The following is a 21,636-nucleotide window of genomic DNA, read 5'->3' as shown; positions in this document are numbered from 1 at the left end:
CTCGATATGATTGATCTTCTGTCCGACCCGATTCAGTTGATGCGCGAGCATCCCGAAAAGATGCGTGTCCCTGGAGGGTTACTGACCAAACAAGGGCCGCAAGATTACATCGGCAGCGTGCCTGCGATCACCGGTACGTTGTTCTTCAATGATGCTCACCTGCCTGAAGTACGCGAGGCTATCTGTTCATGCTTTGACGAATATGAGGCCCTCGCCAAGGAACATCTACGTTGGCTGTGGCGCGAAGAGCCACCTGAGGGACCGAATAAGATAGCCAAGGCCAAGGCCAAGCCTATGCGCGACATGGTTAAGCGCATGACTGAAAACGATCTTTTCAGTTTTGGTTATACCAGCGGCGAGCAACCACACGACGCTGGCGATTGGGAGTTTCAAGTCTATGGACTGCGTGGCTGGAAAGCCAGGATGGGAACTTGGGGGCTATGCTCTCTACGTTTCAGTATGCCGATGCTCCACGTCGAAAATAACCCAACTTCTTTTCAGGCTATGTTTGTGAGCTTCGCCGCACGATTGAAAGCTGTTCACGGCTACGGCGGACTTGGGCTTGTTCTCTCTCTAGTGCGTAGCGACAACAACGAGCCCTTTGAGGCGTATCTCTCGGAGCGATTAAATGGACTCGATGTTGGAGGACCAATTGATATTTGCCGAGCGGCCGCAAGCGGTATAAAGACCGTATCCTGGCTTACTGCGCTCAACTACAAAATGATTGAAAAAGTGGGCGGGGTAGATGAAATACAGGCCGAGCTACCTATAGACTGGTTCGCGCTTTATGACTATGGCTCGGGATTGGTCATTCAGGCTGGTCCAAAACCTGAAGCAGCGCCCATTGATCAGCCGAAGCCTGCTCGATTGGTTCTCCCAAACATGATGTTTAAAAATGTCAGGATGCCGCAGATAGGTAGTTTGCATCGTAACTCCAGTGTTGGCGAACCGCGCATCACCGGCTGGTCTGCCGAGCAATGGCTAAAACGCTTCGATATCGAAGAGGATGAGCTGATGGCTTACAAAGCCAGACTGTTAGATGAGCCCAGGCTGACCAAGGCCACTACGTTGCCGGATTGCTTGTGATGTCAGTTGCTCTTTATTCCTTGGTGCGAAACAGCAAGGGCTCAACATGATTGATCTACCGTTCGACCAGGCACAGTTGATACGCGAGCATGCCGAGAAAATGCGTGTCCCCGGAGGGCTGCTGACCAAGCAAGGTCCGCAAAATTATGTAGGCAGCGTGCCTGCGATCACAGGCACGTTGTTCTTCAATGACGCTCATCTGCCTGAAGTGCGCGAGGCTATCTGTTCATGCTTTGACGAGTATGAGGCCCTCGCCAAGGAACACCTGACCTGGCTGTGGCGCGAAGAGCCGCCAGAGGGGCCAGACAAATTCGCTTACGCCAAGGCACCGCCCATGCGCAGTATGGTGAAGCGCATGAAGGAAAACGATTTGGTTGCTTTCACCTATATTAGTGGCAAGCAGCCACACGACGCTGGCGATTGGGAGTTTGATGTTTCAGGCATGAGAGGCTGGGAGGCAAAAATGCTTGTGTGCGGTACTTCTGCGCTGCGTTTCAGCATGCCGCGGCTTTACGTCGAAGAACATCCCACCGCTTTTCAAGCAATGTTCGTAAGTTTTGCCAGGCGCTTGAAGGCTATTCATGGCTATAGTGGCCACAGTCTGGTGCTGTCTGCAGTGCGTGTGAGTGACAATCAGCCTTTCGAAGCGTTTCTGGCTGAAAAGCTCCACGGACTTGATGTGGGTCATTCTGTTGCCGGGTCTGCTCATGCTCATGAGGGCATCAAGACCGTCTCATGGCTGACGGCCTTGAGCAACGAATGGATAGAAAAGATAGGCGGGATAGGTGAGATCCAGGCCGAACTACCGATGGACTGGTTTGCACTCTATGACTACGGTTCAGGGCTGGTCATCCAGTCCGGACCGATACCTGAAGCCGCGCCGACCGATCAGCCAAAGCCCGCCCGATTGGTGCTTCCCAACAGGCTGCTCAAGGCAATTCGTGCCCCCAAGGTCAGTCTGCACAACCCTTCCAAGAACGGCGAGCCACGCATCATCGGCTGGGCAGCCGAGCAATGGCTAAAACGCTTCGATATCGAAGAGGATGAGCTGATGGCTTACAAAGCCAGACTGCTTGATGAGCCGAAGTTGACTAAAGCCACCACGTTGCCGGATCGCTTGTGACATCGTCGGGCCAAGTAGGGTAATTATCGTTCCAACGCTCTGCGTAGGAATGCCTTTCGTGACGCTCCGCGTCACACATTTATGACGCGCCGTGCGTTCAAGATCGGACGCAGAGCGTCCTGAACTACATTCCCACGCTGGAGCGTGCGGAACGATAATCCGAACTATCGTGCCGTGGATTCGACATGGCATACCCGCGTCGAACCCCATTAGCGCCAGCCTCTACCGAGCAGTCAGCGCCGAATAGCTGTTCATCAGGTTGCGGTAGTTCGGGATGCGCTCGGAAAGCAGGTTGCCCAGCCCTTCGATATCGTTGCGCCAGTCGCCCTGTAGCTCACAGGCCACCGAGAACCAGTTCATCATTTGCGCACCCGCCTGCGTCATGCGCGACCAGGCGGCTTGTTGAACCGTGGTGTTGAAGGTGCCGGAGGCATCGGTGACCACGAATACTTCAAACCCTTCAGCCAATGCCGAAAGGGTTGGAAAGGTCACGCACACATCGGTCACTACCCCGGCAATGATCAACTGTTTTCGGCCGGTCGCCTTGATGGCCTTTACAAAGTCTTCGTTATCCCACGCGTTGATCTGACCCGGCCGGGCAATGTACGGCGCATCGGGAAACATTGCCTTGAGTTCCGGAACCAGCGGGCCGTTGGGGCCTTGTTCAAAACTGGTGGTGAGAATGGTCGGCAGTTCGAAGAAGCGGGCCAGGTCAGCCAGGGCCAGAACATTGTTCTTGAACTCGTTCGGCGAGAAGTCCTGCACCAGCGAGATCAGGCCTGTCTGATGATCGATCAGCAAAACGATGGCGTCATCTTTGTTCAGGCGGTTGTAGGTGGTGTGGGTCATGGTCAAGTCCTTTCGTTTGGGTAGGTGAGGTCTGGCGTGCAGCATGGGCTCAGGTTAGTAGCTCACCGGAAAGGGAAAAAGCGCCTGAAGCGGGTTTTACTGTCTCTTCACAGTGGACAATTTTGTCCAAAATATGGCCAATCCAAAACGTCGCCTACCCGGCAACAGCCCCCGCCTTGCCAGCCTCCACCACAAAACCCTTGAGCGTCGACACGCTCGCCGCAGGATCCAGCACATCCGACACCACTTGAAAGCGGGTCTGCATGTGCTGCTCGTTAAGGTCGACTGCCACATAGCCGCGTTGACGGCTGTCGAAGAACTTCACGTGTGGGTTGAGGCCGAGAATGCTGTTGAAGGCTTCGAACGGTGGCCCGCTGGAGGTTACCGAAGTGCCGACGAATTCGGTGGCGACGATGGCTGAATCCGGATTGCCCGCGTCGGCGTGCAGGTCGGTGGTCCAGAACGAATGGATATCGCCACCCCAGAACACCGGGTTGCGAGTCTGGTGGCGTTGCAGGGAGGCCAGCACGCGCTCGCGGGTGGTCATGTAGCCGTCCCAGCCGTCGGTCCAGTGGCCCTGCGCCTGTGTCTTGAGATCGCGCTGTTCCAGTGGCGCGACCAGCAAATCCTGGGCAATGACATTCCACTGTCCGGGAGACTCGGCGAAGCTGCGGTCCAGCCAGGCTTCCTGTTCCCAACCGAGCATGGTGCGTTTCGGGTCACGCAGATCCGGGCAGTCGCTGGGCGCGACATGACCTCGACGGCTGCCGTTGGCCTGGATGCAGGGTTGCTCGGAACGGTACTGTCGACCGTCCAGCACGTGAAAACGTGCCAGACGTCCATAGTCGAGGTTGCGGTAAATACGCATTTCCTGTCCTTTGGGCAGGCTGCTGGCGCGCAACGGCATATGTTCGTAAAAGGCCTGATAAGCGGCGGTCCTGCGGCGCAGGAAACTGTCCACCGGCACGTTGGGGTCCTGTGACCACTGGGCGGCGTAGTCATTTTGCACTTCGTGGTCGTCCCAGGTGGCGACGCTCGGCGCACAGGCATGCAGCGCTTGCAGGTCGGGATCGGTCTTGTACTGCGCGTATCGGTTGCGATAGCCCGCCAGGTCCATGGGGTCAGGTGTGGCGTGGTGACGCGGGAACCGAGGGTTTTCCGCGGACACGTTCATCTCATAGATGTAGTCGCCAAGGAAGAACACCAGGTCCGGGCGCTCCGCCGCCAGGTGTCGATAGGCGCTGAAGTATCCGGCCTCCCAGTGCGAGCACGACACGAAGCCGAACCGCGCCGAGACCATCGCGCTTGCCAGCGGTGCAGTACAGGCCTGCCCGACAGCGCTTTGCGCCCCCAGGCTCTCGAACTGATACCAATAAGGACGTCCAGGCTGCAAGCCGCTCACTTCGACATGCACCGAATGGGCAAGGCGCGGGTGGGCGGTGGCCTGTCCTGTGCGGACTACGTGAACCATGGCCGCATCGCTGGCGATCTTCCAGCGCACCTCAACGGGTTTGTTCAGCCCGCCATCGCCCGAGGGCGTCATCACCTTGGGCGCCAGACGTGTCCATATCACGAAGCCGTCCGGCAACGGATCGCCAGATGCCACGCCGAGCGTAAATGGATAATCGACCCCCGCGCTGCGCGCAAACGGGCTGAGGATCGACAGCAATGTTGCACCGGCCACTCCGGTGATGATGCGTCGACGGTCCTGGTTGAAATCGGTCATGACGTGGCCTCCGATGATTCGTATTCGGAGCGCAACAGCCCGAACAGCAACATATTCTTGAACACACCGTTTTTCAGAAATGCCTCTCTGGTACAGCCCTCATACGATAGCCCGCACTTCTCCAGGACCCTGGCGCTGGCCGGGTTGTCGCTGAAGCACTGGCCAGCGATGCGGTTGAGGTTCATGTCCGTGAAGCCATGCTTCAGCAAACCTTTAGCCGCTTCGCAGGCATAACCCTGATTTTGGTATTCCTTTCCTGTCCAGTAACCCAGATTGCCGCTGTGGTGCGACATCGAAAGGCGCAGCGAGACGATCCCGGTCAACTCTCCGGTTGCCTGGATGTGAACCCCGAGGCTCACCGTCTGACCGGCGGCGTATTGGTCGTGGGTCTGTGCGATGAATACCTGCGCATGCTCAAGGGTGTAGGGGCTGGGCAGTGCCGCGGTCATGGCCGCAATGGTCGGCTCGTCGGCCAGGCGTGACAAGGTAAGTGCCTGTTCAGGCTGCAACGCGGCGAGCAGCAGACGCGAGGTTCTGATAGTGGGCAGCGGGCGACTCATCCGTATTTTCCGTCGGGTTGAATGCTCAAACGCTGGCGCGTTGTTATGGCATTTCCGTGACGGCCTGAAGAATCATTTAAGTGCCATGAGATGTACAGGTAACCGCCATGTAACGGTCATGTATCGGTCTTGTAAAACAAGCCGGTCGGTCACGTTCGGTTGCTAGATTCTCGGCCTCTAAGAAGAGAGCGAGAGGCTGGCATGAGAACGTGGGACGAACCTAAAAAGCGCAAGGCGCACATCGAACTGATCCCCATGATCGACGTGATGATGTTCCTGCTGGTCTTTTTCGTATTGGTAAGCCTGAACGTGATTCCGGCGTTGGGGATGAAAACCCAGTTGCCGAGTGCCAGCAGTTCACAGCAGCTCAAGCCGCAGAACAAATCGATCCTGACGCTGGGGCTCAACGGCGAATTACAGCTCGACGGCAAGGCGACCACGGTCGACGCCCTGGTGCCTGCCTTGAAGGCGCTGGAAAAACCCGACAGCAAAACCACGATCATCGTTAACAGTGACAAAGGCGTGGAAGTCGCCCGTCTGGTCGAGATCATGGACACCCTGCGTCTGGGTGGTTTCACGTCGGTCTCCATCGCCACGCGCAAATCCTGATCATGTATTTCCTGTTTCGTGTACGTCAGTGGCTGGGAGGCTTGCCCGCGCTGGTGGCGCTTATCGCAATCGTGATCGGTGTGCAGACGCGTCCGCTGAAAATGGAGCCGGTCTACGACGAGTCGGCCGTGGAGCTGGCGCTGATCGAGCCCGAGCCGCCTGCGCCCGAGCCCGTCGTGCAGCCCGAGGCGCCTGCGGTACAACCTGACGAGCCGCCACCTCCGCCGCCTGTAGTCGAAAGCGAAGAAGCCGAGCCGGCGCCACCACCACCGCCGCCCAAGCCTGTTCCCAAGCCAAAACCCAAGCCGGAGATCAAGCCAGAACCAAGGCCTAAACCCTTGCCGAAACCGGCAGTGGCAAAACCCGTCGAGCCGGTTCAGGCACCCAGCAAGCCGATCGCCAGCGCCCCGGTTGCGCCGCCGTCACCGCCTGCGCCACCCGCAGCGCCGAAGGTCGACACCCAGGGTATGGAAGGTGGCTACCTCAAAGGGCTGCGCAGTGAACTGGACGGTTACAAACAATACCCGACCGGCCGCCAGGCCTCACTGGAGCGCCCGAGTGGCGAGGTTGTGGTGTGGTTATTGGTCGACCGCCAGGGGCGAGTGCTGGACTCCGGCATTCAGACCCAGGCCTCCAGCATGCTGCTCAACCGCGCAGCCGCCAACAGTCTGCGACGCATCAAGCAGGTCAAGCCGTTTCCCGAGCAAGCCTTTGGTGGACGCAGCGAACAGCGCTTCACCGCCACCTTCAACTACAGCGTGCAATAGCACTGACAAGGAACAAAGTGATGAAGTTTTCCAGAATTCACCTTGCGTTGGTCGCCGCGGGCATGAGTCACGGCATGGTTATGGCCGACTCGAGTGCCAGTGACGTCGGCACCATTGGTGTGCAGGGCAGGGCGACGGTTGGCGGTGGCTACATGGTGCAGGAGGAGAGCATCAAGGCGCGCTCCACGGTGACCAAGGAGGCGCTCGACAAGCAGACCGCGACAGGTAACGCGATCGACAAGCTCAAGTACACACCGGGCCTGAATATCTCCAGCGAAGACGCCACCGGTCTTTCTGGTTTCAGGTTCACCATGCGCGGTCTCAACTCCGATCAGGTCGGCATGTCGGTAGACGGCATGCCGATCAACGACTCCGGCAACTACGCGCTGTACTCCAACCTGCTGGGGGACCCGGAAAACATCGATCAGATTTTCGTGACTCAAGGCTCTGCCGAAAGTGACGGCCCGCATATCGGTTCCAGCGGCGGCAACATCGGTATCGTCACCATCCGGCCCACTAAGGAAACCGGCGCATTCGTCAAGCAGGTGGCGGGCAGCAACGGCACTTACAAGACCTTCGCGCGACTCAACACCGGAGAAATCAACGGGCTGAGCAACTGGCTGTCGATGTCTCACACCGAAGGTCAGAAATGGCGCGGCGATGGCGCGGTGCGCGCCGACAAGGTGGAGTGGAACAGCTTCTTCGACATGGGCTCGGGCAATACCGCCAACCTGATCCTCAAGTACCACGAACAGGACAACAACAGTTACAGCCAGCTCACCAAGAGTCAGTTCCAGCAGAACGGGCGCAAGTTTGACCCTTATCCTTCGACGCCAGCGCTGGGCAGCAACGGTAAATTGTCCAGCTACTACGAGCTGGCGCAGAACCCGTTCCAGACGTTCACCGGCGTGCTCAATACCCAATTCAAACTGGCCGACAACCTGTCTCTTTCCGTCATCCCCTATTATTTCTGGGGTAATGGCAGCGGCGTGAACAGTTCTTCCTATGCGCTCAACCGCGGCTCGAATCAGAACGGTGTATTCGACCTGAGCAACCTGCCGACGGCGGCGGCTTATAACGCAGACGGGTCATCGACCACTGGCGTGTATTACCGTCCTTCGCGCACCCAGACCTGGCGTCCGGGGATCACCACCAAGTTGAACTGGGACGTCAACGACGAACACAGCGTACAGGTCGGCTACTGGTATGAACGCGCGCGTCAGTCGCAGACTCAGCCCTTCATCCGCCTGAAGAGCAATGGCAAGCCTGAAAGCATCCAGCCTGATTCGGACTACATGGTCGATGCCAACGGCAATGAGATCCAGGGCCGTGACCGCTATACCGTGACGCCTGCACAAAAAGTCTGGGCTCAGGACACCTGGTATTTCGCCCCGGACTGGACGCTGGTCGGCGGCCTGGCCTTCATGAACGTCGAACGCGAAGGCACCAACCACGGCAGCCTGACCGAGCGGCCGGAAAAACGCGACCAGACTTACAAAAAGCTGTTGCCGAACGTCGGCCTCAAATACCAGCTGGATGAGCGCGACCAGTTGTTCTACAGCCTGTCACGCAACATGCGCGTGCCGCAGAACTACGTTCTGTATGACCCGGGCACCGGCTCCATCGACAGCAAGCCAGAAACCAGCTGGAACCACGAACTGGGCTGGCGCTACACCGAACAGGACATGACGCTGGCGGCCACACTGTTCTACCTGCAGTTCAAGGACCGTCAGGTGTCATCAAAAGACGTCAATGGCGACTTTGCCGACATCAACGCCGGTGCAGTCGACAACAGCGGTCTGGAACTGGAATGGAGTGGCCTGCTGCCGCACCATTTCAATTACTACACCTCGTACACCTACACCCGCGCCAAACAGAAAGATGACCTGACCGTCTTCAATAACGGCACCGCCATCGAGCTGCCGACCAGTGGCAAGCAATTTACCAACGTGCCGAAAAACATGCTGGCCGCCAACATCGGCTACGACGACGGCAGTTATTACGGGACCTTTGGCGCCAAGCTCACCAGCAAGCTGTATGGCGACCTGACCAACGACGAAAGCATTCCGGGGCGCACCATCTTCAATCTGGGCGCAGGGATCTACCTTCCGGTGGACAAGAAAATCGTCAAGGACGCCACCTTGCGTCTGAACGTCGACAACCTGTTCGACAAGGAATACCTGGACGGCGTGTACACCACCAAAACCAACGCGGGCACTTACAGCGGTTTCCGCGATGGCGACCCGGCCTACATCGTCGGGGTCGAGCGTACGGTCACCGTTTCTCTTGAAGCCAATTTCTAATCTTCATTGACCAGAGGGCCTTGCCATGGACATGAATCAGCTCCACGACATCACGTTCTATGTGATGTACGCCGCCATCGCGATAGCGATCTTTGTCGCGATCGAACGAGGCATCTACTTTGCCTACGTGCGTCGCCAGTCACGGGCGCTGCAAACGGCACTCGGTGCCTTGGTACACAGTGAAAAGGATCTGCCGGAGACGCTGACACGGCGGACCAGCCTGCCACTGGAAATGGTCCTGCCGGTGCTTGCGCAAAAAAATGCGCAGGGATCGCGCAGGGATCTGGATGACGTCATCGAAACCCAGTACCTGAGCACTCGCGCACCGCTGGCCCGCAGCCTCTGGCTGATCGAAACCATCACCACCGCTGCGCCACTGTTGGGCTTGTTGGGGACGATTCTGGGCATCATCGACACCTTCAAGGCCCTGGCCAGTGCCGGGGTGTCCGACCCCGGGCAGATTTCCGCCGGTATCGGTACAGCGCTGTTCGCGACCGGGCTGGGTATTGCCATCGCCTTGTTCTGCGTGGTCTTTCACAACTACTTTCAGGACAGCCTGGAACGTATCAACGACCAACTCAAGATCCTGCTGATCCGCGCTTCCAGCGGAGCACGTGTGCATGACGAAGCCGAGCATCCGGTTGCGTCGGCCCAACCGAAATACCGGACGGCCTGATCCAAATAGCGGCGCGTGCTCTGGCATGCGCCATCTTGTCTGTGTCTGGCGATGAGGCTCGCAATGCCCTTTTACCCTTCGTATCGTCGACTGTCCCTGAGCTACCGCGCCGTGATCGCAGCGTTACTGCTGGGCAGTTCGTGCGCGCAAGCAGACGTCGCCATCCCGGGTTTCGAACTGGTACACACCGTGCCGGTCGGGTCGGACCTGCAGACGCCTGACCTGCGAGCGCCCGGCGAGGTCTGGCGCGAGCTGTTTGACGGGGCTCGCCAGCGTATCGACATCGAACAGTTCTATGTCGCCGACCACGCAGGCTCGGTCATGGACAAGGTGCTTGAAAGCCTGACGGCAGCCGGGCAGCGCGGAGTGAAAATCCGTTTTCTGCTGGAAGAAAAAGGGCTGAAACTTTCCGACCCGCAGACCCTTGAGCGACTGCGCGCTATCCCCAACCTCACCTTACGCGTACTGCCCTACGCAAAGCTCACGGGCAGCGGCATCATTCACGCCAAATTCCTGGTCGTGGATGGCCGACAGGCGTTCATCGGCAGTCAGAACTTCGATTGGCGCTCGCTGGAGCATATCCATGAAACCGGCCTGCGCATTGACGAGCCGACCGTCGTACGCCAGACGCAGGCCATATTCGATCAGGACTGGCTTGCCCAGGCTGCCATTACCGAGGGCAAACCGGTTCCTGTACCGCGCCCCGTCGATAGCACTTTGCCCAACGGCAATTACCTGATCGCCAGTCCGCAGCGCTATAACCCGCCGGGGGTCGTCGACTCCCAGACCGAACTGCCTCGTTTGCTGGCGCAAGCCAAAAGCGAGGTTCGTGTCCAGTTGCTGGACTACGCGCCCCTGTCCTACGGGCCCGACAAAACCCGGCCTTACTATGCGGTCATCGATAACGCCCTGCGCAGCGCAGCCGCCCGCGGCGTGTCGATCAAACTCATGGTGTCCGACTGGAACACCGGTATGCCCGAAGTCGTCTACCTCAAGAGTCTGGCCCTGGTGCCCAACGTGCAGGTGCGCATCGTCACATTGCCGATGGCGGCTCAGGGTTTTATCCCCTATGCACGCGTGATCCACAGCAAGACCATGGATATTGATGATCAGGTTGCCTGGGTAGGCACTAGCAACTGGCTGGGCGGCTACCTCGACAACTCGCGCAATCTGGAAGTGGTGATGCACGACGGCTCGATGGCCAAACGCATCGGCCAACTGCACGAGCAGCTTTGGGATGGGCCGTACGCCAAGCCCATCGACATCAATCGCGACTACCCGGAGCCGCATCCGGGTAAGCCTTGACAGTAAGCAGATAGGCAGCCGAAAGGGCAGGGCAGCGTTAGTGAGGGGGCTGAAATGAGCTTGATCGTCCGTGCCATGGCAGACAGTGACTGGTCTTCGCTGGCTGATATGTTTGAACAGCCGGTATTCCGTTGGTGGACGCTTCGTATGCCGCACCAGTCAGCCAACGACATAAAAAAGCTTGTTGAAAGTCGAAGTGCTTCTGGACTGTCCCTGGTTGCCGAGCGGGATGGCATGGTTGTCGGCTGCGCCATGCTCTATCGTTTTCAGGGGCGCAGGCAGCACGTAGCTGATTTCTGGATGGGGGTTGCAGACAGTCATCATCGCCAGGGTATTGGTGACTTGTTATTGAACGAACTCACCGCCACTGCCTCTCGATGGATGAATTTAAAGCGCCTGGAGCTTACTGTTTTCGTTGATAACAAGCCTGCTATCGCACTGTACGAAAAGAATGGCTTTGTCATAGAGGGCACGCACAGGAAATTCGCCTATCGAGATGGCGAGTACATAGACGCTTTCAGCATGGCAGCAGTCTACTGACGTATTTCAAAAGACCCTCGGAATGCAGCCTGGTTGTTATCAGGTACGAAGTCGGGGCCGTGCAGCACCGGCCCAACGCGTACCACTCATGAGCGCTGACTTGCTCGACTCCATCTTTCTCTTACGCCGCGTCTCCACATCATCCAGGTCGACTTTTCAGACAAACCCTAGGCCCCTCTGCCCGCTTCAGCCACAATGACGCCTTTCACCCACCAGCCTGCTGCGGGCTGTAAACGGATTGGTGCTACTGATGATGCTCTCTTTCAAGCCATGGTTGCGGGGTCTGGCGCTGGTTTTGCCACTGGCTGCGTTGCTGACCGCGTGTGACAAGTCCGATAAGTCCGACAAGCCGGTGACGCCGCCTGCGCCGCCGCACACTACGTATAGCCAGGCTGGCTGGGACGCGCTGCCTGCGGTGTCCGACGCGGATTTGCAGGCCGGTTTTGCCTCTTGGCGCAGTGCGTGTGTGCGTTTGAAATCTGATGCGGTGTGGGGGCCGACGTGTGCGGCGGCTGCGAGTCTTGCGGCTGCGCCGGATGCTGCGCAGATCCGCACCTTTTTGCAGGAGCAGCTGCAGGTCTACAGCCTGCGCGCCGACGGGGGCAGTGCCGATGGTTTGATCACCGGCTACTACGAGCCTGTTTATCCGGGCAGCCTGACGCAGACCGCCACGGCCAATGTGCCGGTGTATGGCATTCCGGACGATCTGATCGTGGTCAATCTGGACAGCATTTACCCCGAGCTCAAAGGCAAGCGTCTGCGCGGTCGGCTTGAGGGGCGGGTGCTCAAGCCTTACGACGACGCTGCGACGATCAGCGCGCAAGGCTTGAACGCGCCGGTGATTGCCTGGCTGACTGACCCGATGGATCTGCAGTTCCTGCAGATTCAGGGCTCGGGGCGCGTGAGTCTGGAGGATGGCTCGCAGCTGCGTCTGGGCTATGCCGATCAGAACGGTCGTCCGTATCGCGCGATTGGTCGCTGGCTGGTAGAGCAGGGGCAGTTGAAGAAGGAAGACGTGACCATGGGCAGCATCGCGGCCTGGGCCAAGGCGCATCCGGAGCGGATCAGCGAGCTGCTGGCGAGCAATCCCAGCTACGTGTTTTTTGCCCGTAACCCCGACAGCAACGAAGGCCCGCGCGGCTCGCTGAATGTGCCGCTGACCCCCGGCTACAGCGTGGCCATCGATCGCAAGGTGATTCCGCTGGGCAGTCTGCTCTGGCTCTCCACCACGCGGCCGGATGGCAGCAGCGTGGTGCGTCCGGTCGCTGCCCAGGACACGGGCGGTGCGATTGCCGGTGAAGTACGCGCCGACCTGTTCTGGGGGACCGGCGATGAGGCGGGCAAGCTGGCTGGCGACATGAAGCAGAAAGGTAATATCTGGCTGTTATGGCCCAAGGGCATGCCGTTGCCTCAGTCCGCAGAAACAGTTCCTGCAACAACCTCGGCTGCCGCTAGTCACTGAAATCCCTTCACCTCGATAGCTACCGTCCTGCTCGATGGATAGGTAGCTATCTTCTTCATGCCCTCGTTTTCCTTCCAAATACGCCTGAGATAGCGAAATGCAATGGGGCGAGAGTGCTGCCAACAGCGCCGCCAGAGCCATCGGTTTGCAGGTGAAAAAAGCCGGCATTCAGGCCACTTCACAGCGTCAATTCCAGATTTAGACGTTACCCATTGCCGAGTGCCCCGGCGGACTCGACTGGTTGCCGTCGTCATTACAACCTGCGCCGTAAAGCGTGGCCGCCACGCAGATCACCGAGCTTGCCAATGAATCGACGGAGACAGCAAGCTGCCCAACGTCGCGCTGATCGGCACGTCGTTCTCGCGCAATTCGGGTTTTGTCGGGTTTCTACAGCGCGCACTCGGCGCCCCGATTGGCAACTTTGCCAAGGACTGCGGCGAGCTCTTGGCAACGTTGCCAACCTTTACTTTGACAACCCGGCCTTCCGCCAGACGCCGCCCAAACTGCTCATATGGGAAATTCCCGAGCGGGATCTGCAGACCATTTATGGGAGGATCGACAAGTTAGATGTACCTGTAAAATAAACCTCGGGCATACCCTGTTCGAGACAGGGTTACGATTATCAAGTCTCAGATGGAATAACGCCCGGCTGAAGCCGGGCGTTCTTTAGATAGTGTAACTTTTATTCAAAAGAATATTTTTTTCAGCGATGAAAGCGGGCTCCTTCCAGTTGGGTCCTTTAGACGTGCGACCATTTGCATCTAAAGCCAGAATTCCCTCACGGAAAAGTCGGGTGTAAGTTCCCCAAAGCTCACCGGACTGAAGCGCCTCAAATTTATAAGTGGTGTACAGTCTGTCTATCCGTGGTTGGGACGTAGTTAGAGCCAGGACTGCCAATACATCTGCCACGGTTTCGTTAATGATAATGTCTCTGATGTGGGTCATTTCATTGGCCTCCCAATGCGTCAGCATGATCTTGTTTGTCACCAGCCGATTGAGCCGCTTCGGTGTAAAGAAAATCACGATTTTCGTTAATTCTATAATCCTCAAGGGCTGCCGTATGAGCGTTATTCCATACGTTACCTTGCACGCCATCAGCCACCCCCAGTGCCCTGTAACGTTCTAATTCCCTGAGCTCGTGGGTGTAAAATCTTTTATCAGTATCCGTCACGGCTAACTCGCCGCGCAAAATTCTTTCCAGACGATCAATCATTATAGTATTCGCATCTGATGAGCCGAATCGGCCTGTGTGCAGCTTAACGAGATCAATGCCGTCCTGAGTGACTGAGGCGGTTGTCCAGTCAAGGTTTTGGGTGGGGCCGCCCGCTTTTTCAGGATCGTACATTCGACCGCTATGCTCTCCTTTGGTTGTTGCCCCTTCATAGGGGCTGTTGAACACCACATAGACCGGAGGCAGACCCGAATTTAACGGATAAACGTAAATGGCGTCCCGAATATCCATCTGGCTGGTGCCGGGTAAAGGTTCGGCCTTCACCTCGATAGGCTCCAGTGTAATTCCAGCGTACGCCGGAGTTTCGACTGGTTGCGCCACCGTCGTCGTTGAGCTGTTTCCAGGTGCTGCGATTGGAAACGTCAAGGTGATGGGCGGGGTGTCCGAAGTGGTAAAGGTGTAGGCGTTGGCCACTGGGTCCAGTATCAGAGCCCTCACAGGCACCTTGGGAGAAAATCCGCCTTCGGCTTGTGTTGCCACGACTGAATACTTCGACTGATCGCCGTAAATTCTATAGGGCATATCGACCGTTCCACCCGTTGCCGCCACGTCATTCAAGGCGTCGGGCAGATCAGGCATCAGAACTCTGGCCGGAAGGTCCAGCATTCTTTCCGTTAACTCTCCATTGCCAAGCGAAGGGGAGTACAGCAACGTGCCGATGCCTACGGCTGTGGTAGAGCTGACAGCCGTGCCTGCGAGAGCCGTTAATATTTCGATAGCGGCTTGAATGGTAGCGTCCAGAAAGAGACCGGATCCTGCTGTAACGGAAATGACTCCTGCAACTGCACCCAACTGCGGTGTACCAGCTTCCGGGAGCCTGAGCGTCTTGCCCGCTTCTAGCGCTTGAGCTTCTGCCGTCACGCGCGCGTGCTCGTCAGCGTCACGCTTGGCCTGCGTCTCTGCCTCCATACGAGCTTGTTCAGCCGCTTCGGCAGCTACTCGGCGAGCTTCTGCTTCGGCAGCAAGAAGAGCCTGCTCATCCGCTACTCGCTTGGCTTCAGCCTCCACTGCAACTCGGGCTTGTTCAGCGGTTTCGGCAGCAAGTCGAGCGTGCTCTGCAGCTTCAACGGCAAGCCTCGTCGACTCGGTTTCTGCCGCGATACGTGCGTCCTCCCTGGCCTGCGCTGCAGCAATAGTATGGCTCAGTGATACAGACCTCTCTGTGAGAATCCTGATTTTCTCTTCAAGAATTTTTGCTCTGTAGGCTGCTGTAACTGAGGCTTCCCAGCTTTTATAAACGTCAAGGGGAGAGCCCAGGTCTCTTCTTGTTTGAAAGATATTTAAAAAATCCACAGCGTTTTTTTTAATATCTACCGCCAATGCATGCCTGCCAAAGAAAGCATGAGCGCCTTCTTTGCTGTTGGCTAACTCAGCAGCGCGCTGTGAAATCAGGCTGTCCACCACGTTTTTTTCAATCGTAGACTTTTCTAACTCAGAGAAGGGGTAATCTCCTACGCCGGCAGAAATTTCCGCGTCAACGTCAGCCGGAAGGAGGGGCAAAAAGTCTATGTAAGACTGATGGATATTTTGCTGTGTTGAAGAGACCGTCACGATAATGGATATCGTGTACTGCTCGTTTCTTATACCCCTTTTACTGAAGAATGCATCCATCTCATGGTTTGCAGGAATAGTGCCGTCCCATCGCAGCGGTCTGGCGATTACTCCGGCTCCTGACAGCGGGCTTGATGGCCTGGGCAACGGCTGGCCAGGTGTTACGATTGTGGGTGGAAGAGTAATGACGTTTTGCGGCATGTGCTTATCCTTAAGGTTTAAATCGCCGAATAATATCTCCTTGATATTAGGTAGTATTAATAGTCGCGAAGTGCGGTACATAGGTATAGGTAGTTGTTTTTTTGTTCAGGCTTTCAGGCACGCAATTGAAACGCATGCTGGTGTAGGACTGGTCAGCGGCCGCACGTAGTGTTGCCGGTTTTGTAATCCATCGCAGTGTTAAGGCGTTACTTCTGGTGCTGAATGCATTGGTCGCGGCGTACGTTGCTTTGAACCCATGGGACAGCAAGAGCCCCCCATAATCGAGCTAACCGTTCAGCCAACTCACCCCCAACGCGGATCGACCACAAACTCCAGCTCTTTGGCAGTTGCCACAACCGCCCTGAATTCGGGGTGCTGGACGTTGAGCAGGTAGTTGGGCTCGCGCGGGATGATCACGCTGGGCACTGCCAGCGCCAGGCTCTGAGCGGAGGCCAGCCAGTCGTCGCCGAACGAGGCGGTTGCCGGTGGCGCGGGTTCTTCACGCCAGTCGCGGGGCAGTGTGTCCGGGCGCGCATTGAGGACGTGCTCCTCGGCAATCTGCAGTTCAAGCATCGTGTAGTGCTGAGCCACAGTGGCGTTGTTCAGGTGCACCAGCACTTCCAGCAGGGCCAGTGACTCGCTGCCCGCGCAGTACACGCAGGCGTTGCCCTTGCTGTTCCAGCGTCCGCCGTAGAGCTTGGCGCCTTCACCGTCGAAGGCCTGCGCCAGCCATTTGCGCTTGACCAGTCGATAGACCGCTATCACGCCACGACCCCGTGCTCCAGGCGGCCGATCAGGTCAAGCACTGCCTGAGCCTCGGCCGAGGTCGCGAGCATTTCCAGCGGCCTGCGATTGCCCAGCCCATAGACCGGGTTGGCCAGCCACAGACGAGTCGCTTCGGCGTCGTTTTCGAACAGGTCCAGCGTCGCCTTGTACACCGCCGCCAGGCGGAACAGCCGATCGCTTTCCTCGGCATTGAAGCGGCGTACCTTGAGGCGTCGCTGCAAGGTCGCCGGAGCGATGCCCAGATGTTCGGCCAGGGTCGAGCGGTTCAGGTCGGTGTAATGCGCCAGACGTTCGAAGACTTCATACGGCAAGCCGTCATGCAGCGCCGAGTACAGCCGCGCGCCTCGTGCAGGGATTCCCAGGTGTTGCCAGAAATCGTCCTGCCGGGGCACGGCCGGATGGTAGTCGCTTATGGGCAAAGACATGGCACACCTGCCTATCGAGTGATTACTATTAAATCTATCACTTGATAATAGGCACGTTTCCGACGTCGCGACAGTGATTTACAGCAACGGATAGCGAATAAAACTACAGAAACTCCAAAAATCACCGACTTAGGCTATAGGTTTAGTTTGAATGTTACTGATCTCGCGTTATAGGCTCGATGCCAGTCGCTTCCGATGGTGCCGCTAAACGTATACGTGCTGTCCGCCGTGGTCAGCCTGATTTTCCTGCAGTGAGAACCACACGATGTCCACGCTTGCGCTATTGATATGCGATGACTCGAACATGGCGCGAAAGCAGCTGTTGCGCGCGCTACCTGAAGACTGGGATGTGTCGGTCACGCTGGCCACCCAAGGGCAGGAAGGCCTGGAAGCGATTCGTAAAGGTCAGGGCCAGGTGGTCCTGCTCGACCTGACCATGCCGGTGATGGACGGTTACCAGACGCTGACGGCGATTCGTGCCGAAAACCTCGACGCCAAGGTGATTGTGGTGTCGGGCGACGTGCAGGACGAAGCCGTGCGTCGGGTCATGGAGCTGGGCGCGCTGGCGTTTCTGAAAAAACCTGCCGACCCGGACGAACTGAAAAGCACACTGGAGCGCCTTGGCCTGCTGGGCAAGCCTGCGGCGTCACCGGTTGCACTGCCGGCTCTTAACAACAAGGGCGGGGTGATCAGCTTTCAGGATGCCTTCCGCGAAACCGTCAACGTCGCCATGGGCCGTGCAGCAGCGTTGCTGGCCAAGGTACTGGGTGTGTTCGTGCAGTTGCCGGTGCCCAACGTCAACATGCTTGAAGTTGGCGAGCTGCACATGGCGCTGGCCGATGCGCACAGCGATCAGCGCCTGACTGCGGTGTGTCAGGGCTACATCGGTGGCGGTATTGCAGGTGAGGCGTTGCTGATTTTCCACGACTCGGAAATTTCCGGTATCTCGCAACTGATGGGCGGCGATCACTCCGACAGTTCCGACATGGAGATGCTGCTCGACCTGTCCACGATCCTGATCGGCGCCTGCCTGAGCGGCATTGCCGAACAGATCGACATTGCCTTTTCGCAGGGCCATCCACAGTTGCTGGGTGCGCAGGGCGGCATCGACGAGCTTATCCGCATCAATCAACAGCGCTGGAAAAAGACCCTGGCGGTCGAAATCAGTTACAGCGTGGAAGGCCACAATCTGCATTTCGATCTGCTGATGCTGTTCACCGAAGATTCGGTCGAGCTGCTTACCAAAAAACTCGCCTACATGATGAGCTGACCCATGAGCAACGCTATTGAAATCAACGAGCTTCATTGGTTGCTGGCCGTCACGCAGAACATTGACGTAGGCATCGTGGTGCTGGACCTGAACTACCGCGTGACGGTCTGGAATACCTTCATGGAAAACCGCTCCGGCGTGGTGCCTTACGTGGCAGTCGACAAGACCTTTTTCGAGATTTTTCCGGAGGTCAACGCGAAGTGGTTCAGCAAGAAAATCGACAATGTCGTGACCCTCGGCACGCCGGCGTTCACCATCTGGGAGCAGCGGCCGTATCTGGTGCGTTTCAAGAATTATCAGCCGATTACCGGGCAGGAGGAGTTCATGTATCAGAACACCACACTGTTCCCGCTGCGTTCGACCACCGGGGCGATCAGCCATGTGTGTCTGGTGATCTATGACGTCACCGACGTGGCGGCCAACCGCAATCAGTTGCTGGCGGCCAACGACAAGCTGCAGCAACTGTCGGGCTCAGCGAAAAGCTGACCCGCGCCCGGGCTTGGCGATGAATGAAACCGGCGCTGCGGGCTTGATCCCGCTCGTGCTAGGATCGCGATTTTTCCGCTGACGCTCAGGGACATCATGCGACCTCAAGCCACCCTCACTGTTTTGCCTGTCGAGCGCCCGCTGGTCGGGCGTGTCAGCCCGCCGGGCTCCAAGTCGATCACCAACCGCGCATTGTTGCTGGCCGGGCTGGCCAAAGGCACCAGCCGCCTGACCGGCGCGCTGAAGAGTGACGACACGCGCGTGATGTCCGAAGCCTTGCGTCTGATGGGCGTGCAGGTCGACGAGCCGGATGACAGCACCTTCGTGGTCACCAGCAGTGGGCACTGGCAGGCGCCGCAGCAGGCGCTGTTCCTCGGCAACGCCGGGACTGCGACACGCTTTCTGACCGCGGCACTGGCCAACTTCGAAGGCGACTTCGTGGTCGATGGCGACGAATACATGCGCAAGCGCCCGATCGGGCCGCTGGTCGATGCCTTGCAGCGTATGGGCGTGGAGGTCAGCGCACCCAGCGGTTGCCCGCCGGTGGCGATCAAGGGCAAGGGTGGTCTTGAGGCCGGTCGTATCGAAATCGACGGCAACCTGTCCAGCCAGTATGTGTCGGCACTGCTGATGGCCGGTGCCTGTGGCAAGGGGCCTGTGGAAGTTGCATTGACAGGCAGCGAGATCGGCGCGCGTGGCTACCTCGACCTCACGCTGGCGGCCATGCAGGCGTTCGGTGCCGAGGTTCAGGCCATCGGCGATGCCGCCTGGAAAGTCTCGGCTAGCGGTTATCGCGCTACGGATTTCCACATCGAGCCGGATGCCTCGGCGGCCACTTACCTGTGGGCTGCGCAGGCCCTGACCGAGGGCGCTATCGATCTGGGCGTGGCCAGCGATGCGTTCACTCAGCCCGATGCGCTGGCCAGCCAGATCATCGCCAGCTTCCCGAACATGCCGGCCGTGATCGACGGTTCGCAGATGCAGGACGCGATTCCGACGCTGGCCGTACTGGCCGCCTTCAATCGTCAACCGGTGCGCTTTGTCGGCATCGCCAACCTGCGGGTCAAGGAGTGTGACCGCATCTCGGCACTGTCCCACGGCCTGTGCGCCATCGCACCCGGCCTGGCGGTCGAAGAGGGTGACGATCTGATCGTCAACGCCAACCCGGCGCTGGCAGGCACTACGGTCGATGCCTTGATCGACACCCACTCCGACCATCGTATCGCCATGTGCTTTGCGCTGGCGGGCCTGAAGATCGCCGGCATCCGCATTCTCGACCCTGATTGCGTCGGCAAGACCTACCCAGGCTACTGGGATGCGCTGGCCTCATTGGGCGTCACCGTTCAGCGCTGACCGCAGGCGCAGCGGCCGTTTTTCAAATCCCGAAAAACGGCTGCATCATCCGCGCAAGCAGTCCCTGAAAACGCAGCTTCGATTCAGTGGCCAGTACGCAAATGCATTCCCGGTCAGGGTAGGCGATGGGCTGGTGATGGATATGGCTGTCCAGGTCGGCGACATCGTTGAGTCCGAATTCTCCCTGTACGTCGTAATACGCACCCTTGAGGACCATGGTCATCTCGCCGCTTTCGTGGCTGTGGACCGGCATGCTCACGCCGGGGGCGATCTTCAGCAGCATCAGGTTGCCCTGTTCGATGCCTTCGGCGCGTACTCGTTGTACGCCGGGGATCAGCGTCTTCCACTTCAACGTACTCAGGTGTCGACCAAAATGCGCCTGCATGCAGACCGGCATCAGGTCCGGGTCCTGATTGGCCGCCGGCATCGAGTGCAGGGCGGGCACAAGCCCCGCTTGCTGCTCATCAAGCCGCGCCAGCATGGCCGATCTGCCCTTGAGCGGCACCACACTGCTGGTGTGCTGCTGCATCAACACACCCCCAATCGCCTCGGCCTGCCTGAGCCGCGCCCGGCACTCGGCGCAGCGCTCCAGATGCGCGGCAGTGACTAACGAGATGACCTGCGACAGCGCCCCTGCGGCATAACTGACCAGCGTGGCGTCGTCCGGATGATGTTGTGGACCCATCATGATTCCTCTATCCGCGAGCGCAATTTTTGAAACGCCAGTCGCAGGCAGGACTTCACCGTGCCGAGCGGCATACCCAGGCGTTCGGAAATCTCCCGGTGGCTGAGCGCTTCGAAATACGACATTCGCAACACTCGGGCCTGATCGGCGGGCAGGTTCTGGATGGCGATGTTGAGTTGTTGCTCCTGGCGCTGGCTGTAATCGAGTGTTCGATCTACCGGAGCTTCCAGACGCTCGAGTTGTTCCAGCGAATTCTGCACCTGCACCCAGCCACGGTCCTTGCGCACACTGTCGATGTACAGGTTGCGTGCGATGCGAAACAACCATGTCCCCAGGCTGGCCTTGGCCGGGTCGAACGAATCGGCCTTGTGCCACAGTTTGAGCAGCACCTCCTGCACCAACTCTTCGGCCTGACCTTCTGGCACATTCAGCCCGGTGAGGTAGCGCAACAGGCGCGGAGCGAAGTGATCGTAAATGCGCATGAAGCTGTCGCGGTCCCTCTGGCGGGCCACGGCGGTGACTTCATCGATCCAAAGTCGGGTGATTGTCGATTCGCTGTGAGAGGGGGACAAGTGACAGAAGGTCCTGAGACTGGCAGTTATGCGCATGATCCACCTTCTGATCACCATTGTGTGGGTTTGG

At 58.2% G+C, this 21,636-nt stretch carries 20 protein-coding genes and 1 pseudogene; 13 read left to right on the top strand and 8 right to left on the bottom strand.

The features are described 5' to 3' along the window. Positions 1-6 precede the first annotated feature (6 nt). A complete protein-coding gene (locus tag JOE34_RS01870; protein WP_024684232.1) occupies positions 7-1,086 on the top strand; it encodes a type VI immunity family protein in 1,080 nt (359 codons plus the stop codon). Positions 1,087-1,132: 46 nt separating this feature from the next. Continuing rightward, positions 1,133-2,209 (top strand): type VI immunity family protein, encoded by a 1,077-nt coding sequence (locus JOE34_RS01865; protein ID WP_010424922.1) that lies wholly within the window; start codon positions 1,133-1,135, stop codon positions 2,207-2,209. A gap of 222 nt (positions 2,210-2,431) precedes the next feature. Here JOE34_RS01865 and ycaC read toward each other — a convergent pair whose 3' ends face one another. The 3 genes from ycaC to JOE34_RS01850 form a co-directional block, all read right to left on the bottom strand. Next, complete coding sequence (gene ycaC / locus JOE34_RS01860; protein ID WP_010424920.1) at positions 2,432-3,058, bottom strand: isochorismate family cysteine hydrolase YcaC; 627 nt, start codon at positions 3,056-3,058, stop codon at positions 2,432-2,434. Positions 3,059-3,212: 154 nt separating this feature from the next. Next, positions 3,213-4,784, bottom strand: a complete 1,572-nt coding sequence (locus JOE34_RS01855) for an alkaline phosphatase D family protein (RefSeq protein WP_046266955.1) — start codon at positions 4,782-4,784, stop codon at positions 3,213-3,215. Further along, positions 4,781-5,344: a GNAT family protein gene (locus JOE34_RS01850; RefSeq protein WP_046266956.1), complete on the bottom strand. Its 564-nt coding sequence runs from the start codon at positions 5,342-5,344 to the stop codon at positions 4,781-4,783. The genes JOE34_RS01855 and JOE34_RS01850 overlap by 4 nt, the downstream gene beginning before the upstream one ends. A gap of 201 nt (positions 5,345-5,545) precedes the next feature. On the opposite strand from JOE34_RS01850, the gene JOE34_RS01845 reads away from it, so the two are divergent. The 8 genes and pseudogenes from JOE34_RS01845 to JOE34_RS01810 form a co-directional block, all read left to right on the top strand. Continuing rightward, positions 5,546-5,953: a biopolymer transporter ExbD gene (locus tag JOE34_RS01845; protein WP_003345964.1), complete on the top strand. Its 408-nt coding sequence runs from the start codon at positions 5,546-5,548 to the stop codon at positions 5,951-5,953. A gap of 2 nt (positions 5,954-5,955) precedes the next feature. Then, complete coding sequence (locus JOE34_RS01840) at positions 5,956-6,720, top strand: energy transducer TonB (protein WP_024663321.1); 765 nt, start codon at positions 5,956-5,958, stop codon at positions 6,718-6,720. Positions 6,721-6,740: 20 nt separating this feature from the next. Then, complete coding sequence (locus tag JOE34_RS01835) at positions 6,741-9,023, top strand: TonB-dependent receptor (protein ID WP_209995067.1); 2,283 nt, start codon at positions 6,741-6,743, stop codon at positions 9,021-9,023. Between the two features lie 25 nt (positions 9,024-9,048). Further along, complete coding sequence (locus tag JOE34_RS01830) at positions 9,049-9,699, top strand: MotA/TolQ/ExbB proton channel family protein (RefSeq protein WP_003414938.1); 651 nt, start codon at positions 9,049-9,051, stop codon at positions 9,697-9,699. Positions 9,700-9,762: 63 nt separating this feature from the next. Then, complete coding sequence (locus JOE34_RS01825; protein ID WP_209995065.1) at positions 9,763-11,004, top strand: phospholipase D-like domain-containing protein; 1,242 nt, start codon at positions 9,763-9,765, stop codon at positions 11,002-11,004. Positions 11,005-11,058: 54 nt separating this feature from the next. Continuing rightward, positions 11,059-11,544 carry a GNAT family N-acetyltransferase gene (locus JOE34_RS01820; protein ID WP_010424906.1) on the top strand — a complete coding sequence of 162 codons (486 nt, stop codon included), beginning with the start codon at positions 11,059-11,061 and terminating at the stop codon, positions 11,542-11,544. 250 nt (positions 11,545-11,794) lie between these two features. Continuing rightward, on the top strand, positions 11,795-13,006 hold the full coding sequence (locus JOE34_RS01815) for an MltA domain-containing protein (RefSeq protein WP_004419207.1): 1,212 nt from the start codon (positions 11,795-11,797) through the stop codon (positions 13,004-13,006). A gap of 118 nt (positions 13,007-13,124) precedes the next feature. Further along, positions 13,125-13,590: pseudogene (locus JOE34_RS01810) on the top strand (cell division protein FtsQ); the annotation flags it as partial. 362 nt (positions 13,591-13,952) lie between these two features. Here JOE34_RS01810 and JOE34_RS01805 read toward each other — a convergent pair. The 3 genes from JOE34_RS01805 to JOE34_RS01795 form a co-directional block, all read right to left on the bottom strand. Next, complete coding sequence (locus JOE34_RS01805) at positions 13,953-15,989, bottom strand: S-type pyocin domain-containing protein (RefSeq protein WP_209995062.1); 2,037 nt, start codon at positions 15,987-15,989, stop codon at positions 13,953-13,955. Between the two features lie 303 nt (positions 15,990-16,292). Beyond that, a complete protein-coding gene (locus tag JOE34_RS01800) occupies positions 16,293-16,754 on the bottom strand; it encodes an RES family NAD+ phosphorylase (RefSeq protein WP_209995061.1) in 462 nt (153 codons plus the stop codon). Next, complete coding sequence (locus JOE34_RS01795) at positions 16,751-17,200, bottom strand: DUF2384 domain-containing protein (protein WP_003345986.1); 450 nt, start codon at positions 17,198-17,200, stop codon at positions 16,751-16,753. Before JOE34_RS01795 ends, JOE34_RS01800 begins: the two co-directional genes overlap by 4 nt. 265 nt (positions 17,201-17,465) lie before the next feature. Here JOE34_RS01795 and JOE34_RS01790 point away from each other — a divergent pair, with 265 nt between their 5' ends. The 3 genes from JOE34_RS01790 (at position 17,466) to JOE34_RS01780 (ending at position 20,309) form a co-directional block, all read left to right on the top strand. Further along, entirely contained in the window at positions 17,466-18,470 is a 1,005-nt protein-coding gene (locus JOE34_RS01790; RefSeq protein WP_004419200.1) for a response regulator, read from the top strand. A gap of 3 nt (positions 18,471-18,473) precedes the next feature. Beyond that, positions 18,474-18,956, top strand: a complete 483-nt coding sequence (locus JOE34_RS01785; RefSeq protein WP_003345989.1) for a PAS domain-containing protein — start codon at positions 18,474-18,476, stop codon at positions 18,954-18,956. Positions 18,957-19,052: 96 nt separating this feature from the next. Continuing rightward, on the top strand, positions 19,053-20,309 hold the full coding sequence (locus JOE34_RS01780; protein ID WP_004402530.1) for a 3-phosphoshikimate 1-carboxyvinyltransferase: 1,257 nt from the start codon (positions 19,053-19,055) through the stop codon (positions 20,307-20,309). A gap of 22 nt (positions 20,310-20,331) precedes the next feature. On the opposite strand, the gene JOE34_RS01775 is transcribed toward JOE34_RS01780, so the two are convergent. Together JOE34_RS01775 and JOE34_RS01770 are read right to left on the bottom strand one after the other, a co-directional pair. Then, positions 20,332-20,994: a ChrR family anti-sigma-E factor gene (locus JOE34_RS01775; protein ID WP_003408532.1), complete on the bottom strand. Its 663-nt coding sequence runs from the start codon at positions 20,992-20,994 to the stop codon at positions 20,332-20,334. Beyond that, positions 20,994-21,506 (bottom strand): sigma-70 family RNA polymerase sigma factor, encoded by a 513-nt coding sequence (locus JOE34_RS01770; protein WP_003345995.1) that lies wholly within the window; start codon positions 21,504-21,506, stop codon positions 20,994-20,996. Before JOE34_RS01770 ends, JOE34_RS01775 begins: the two co-directional genes overlap by 1 nt. Positions 21,507-21,636: the final 130 nt, after the last annotated feature.

Origin of the sequence: Pseudomonas sp. PvP028 (genome assembly GCF_017832255.1) — a bacterium.
GTDB classification, from domain to species: domain Bacteria; phylum Pseudomonadota; class Gammaproteobacteria; order Pseudomonadales; family Pseudomonadaceae; genus Aquipseudomonas; species Aquipseudomonas syringae.
This window is presented reverse-complemented; position numbering and strand designations above follow the sequence as displayed.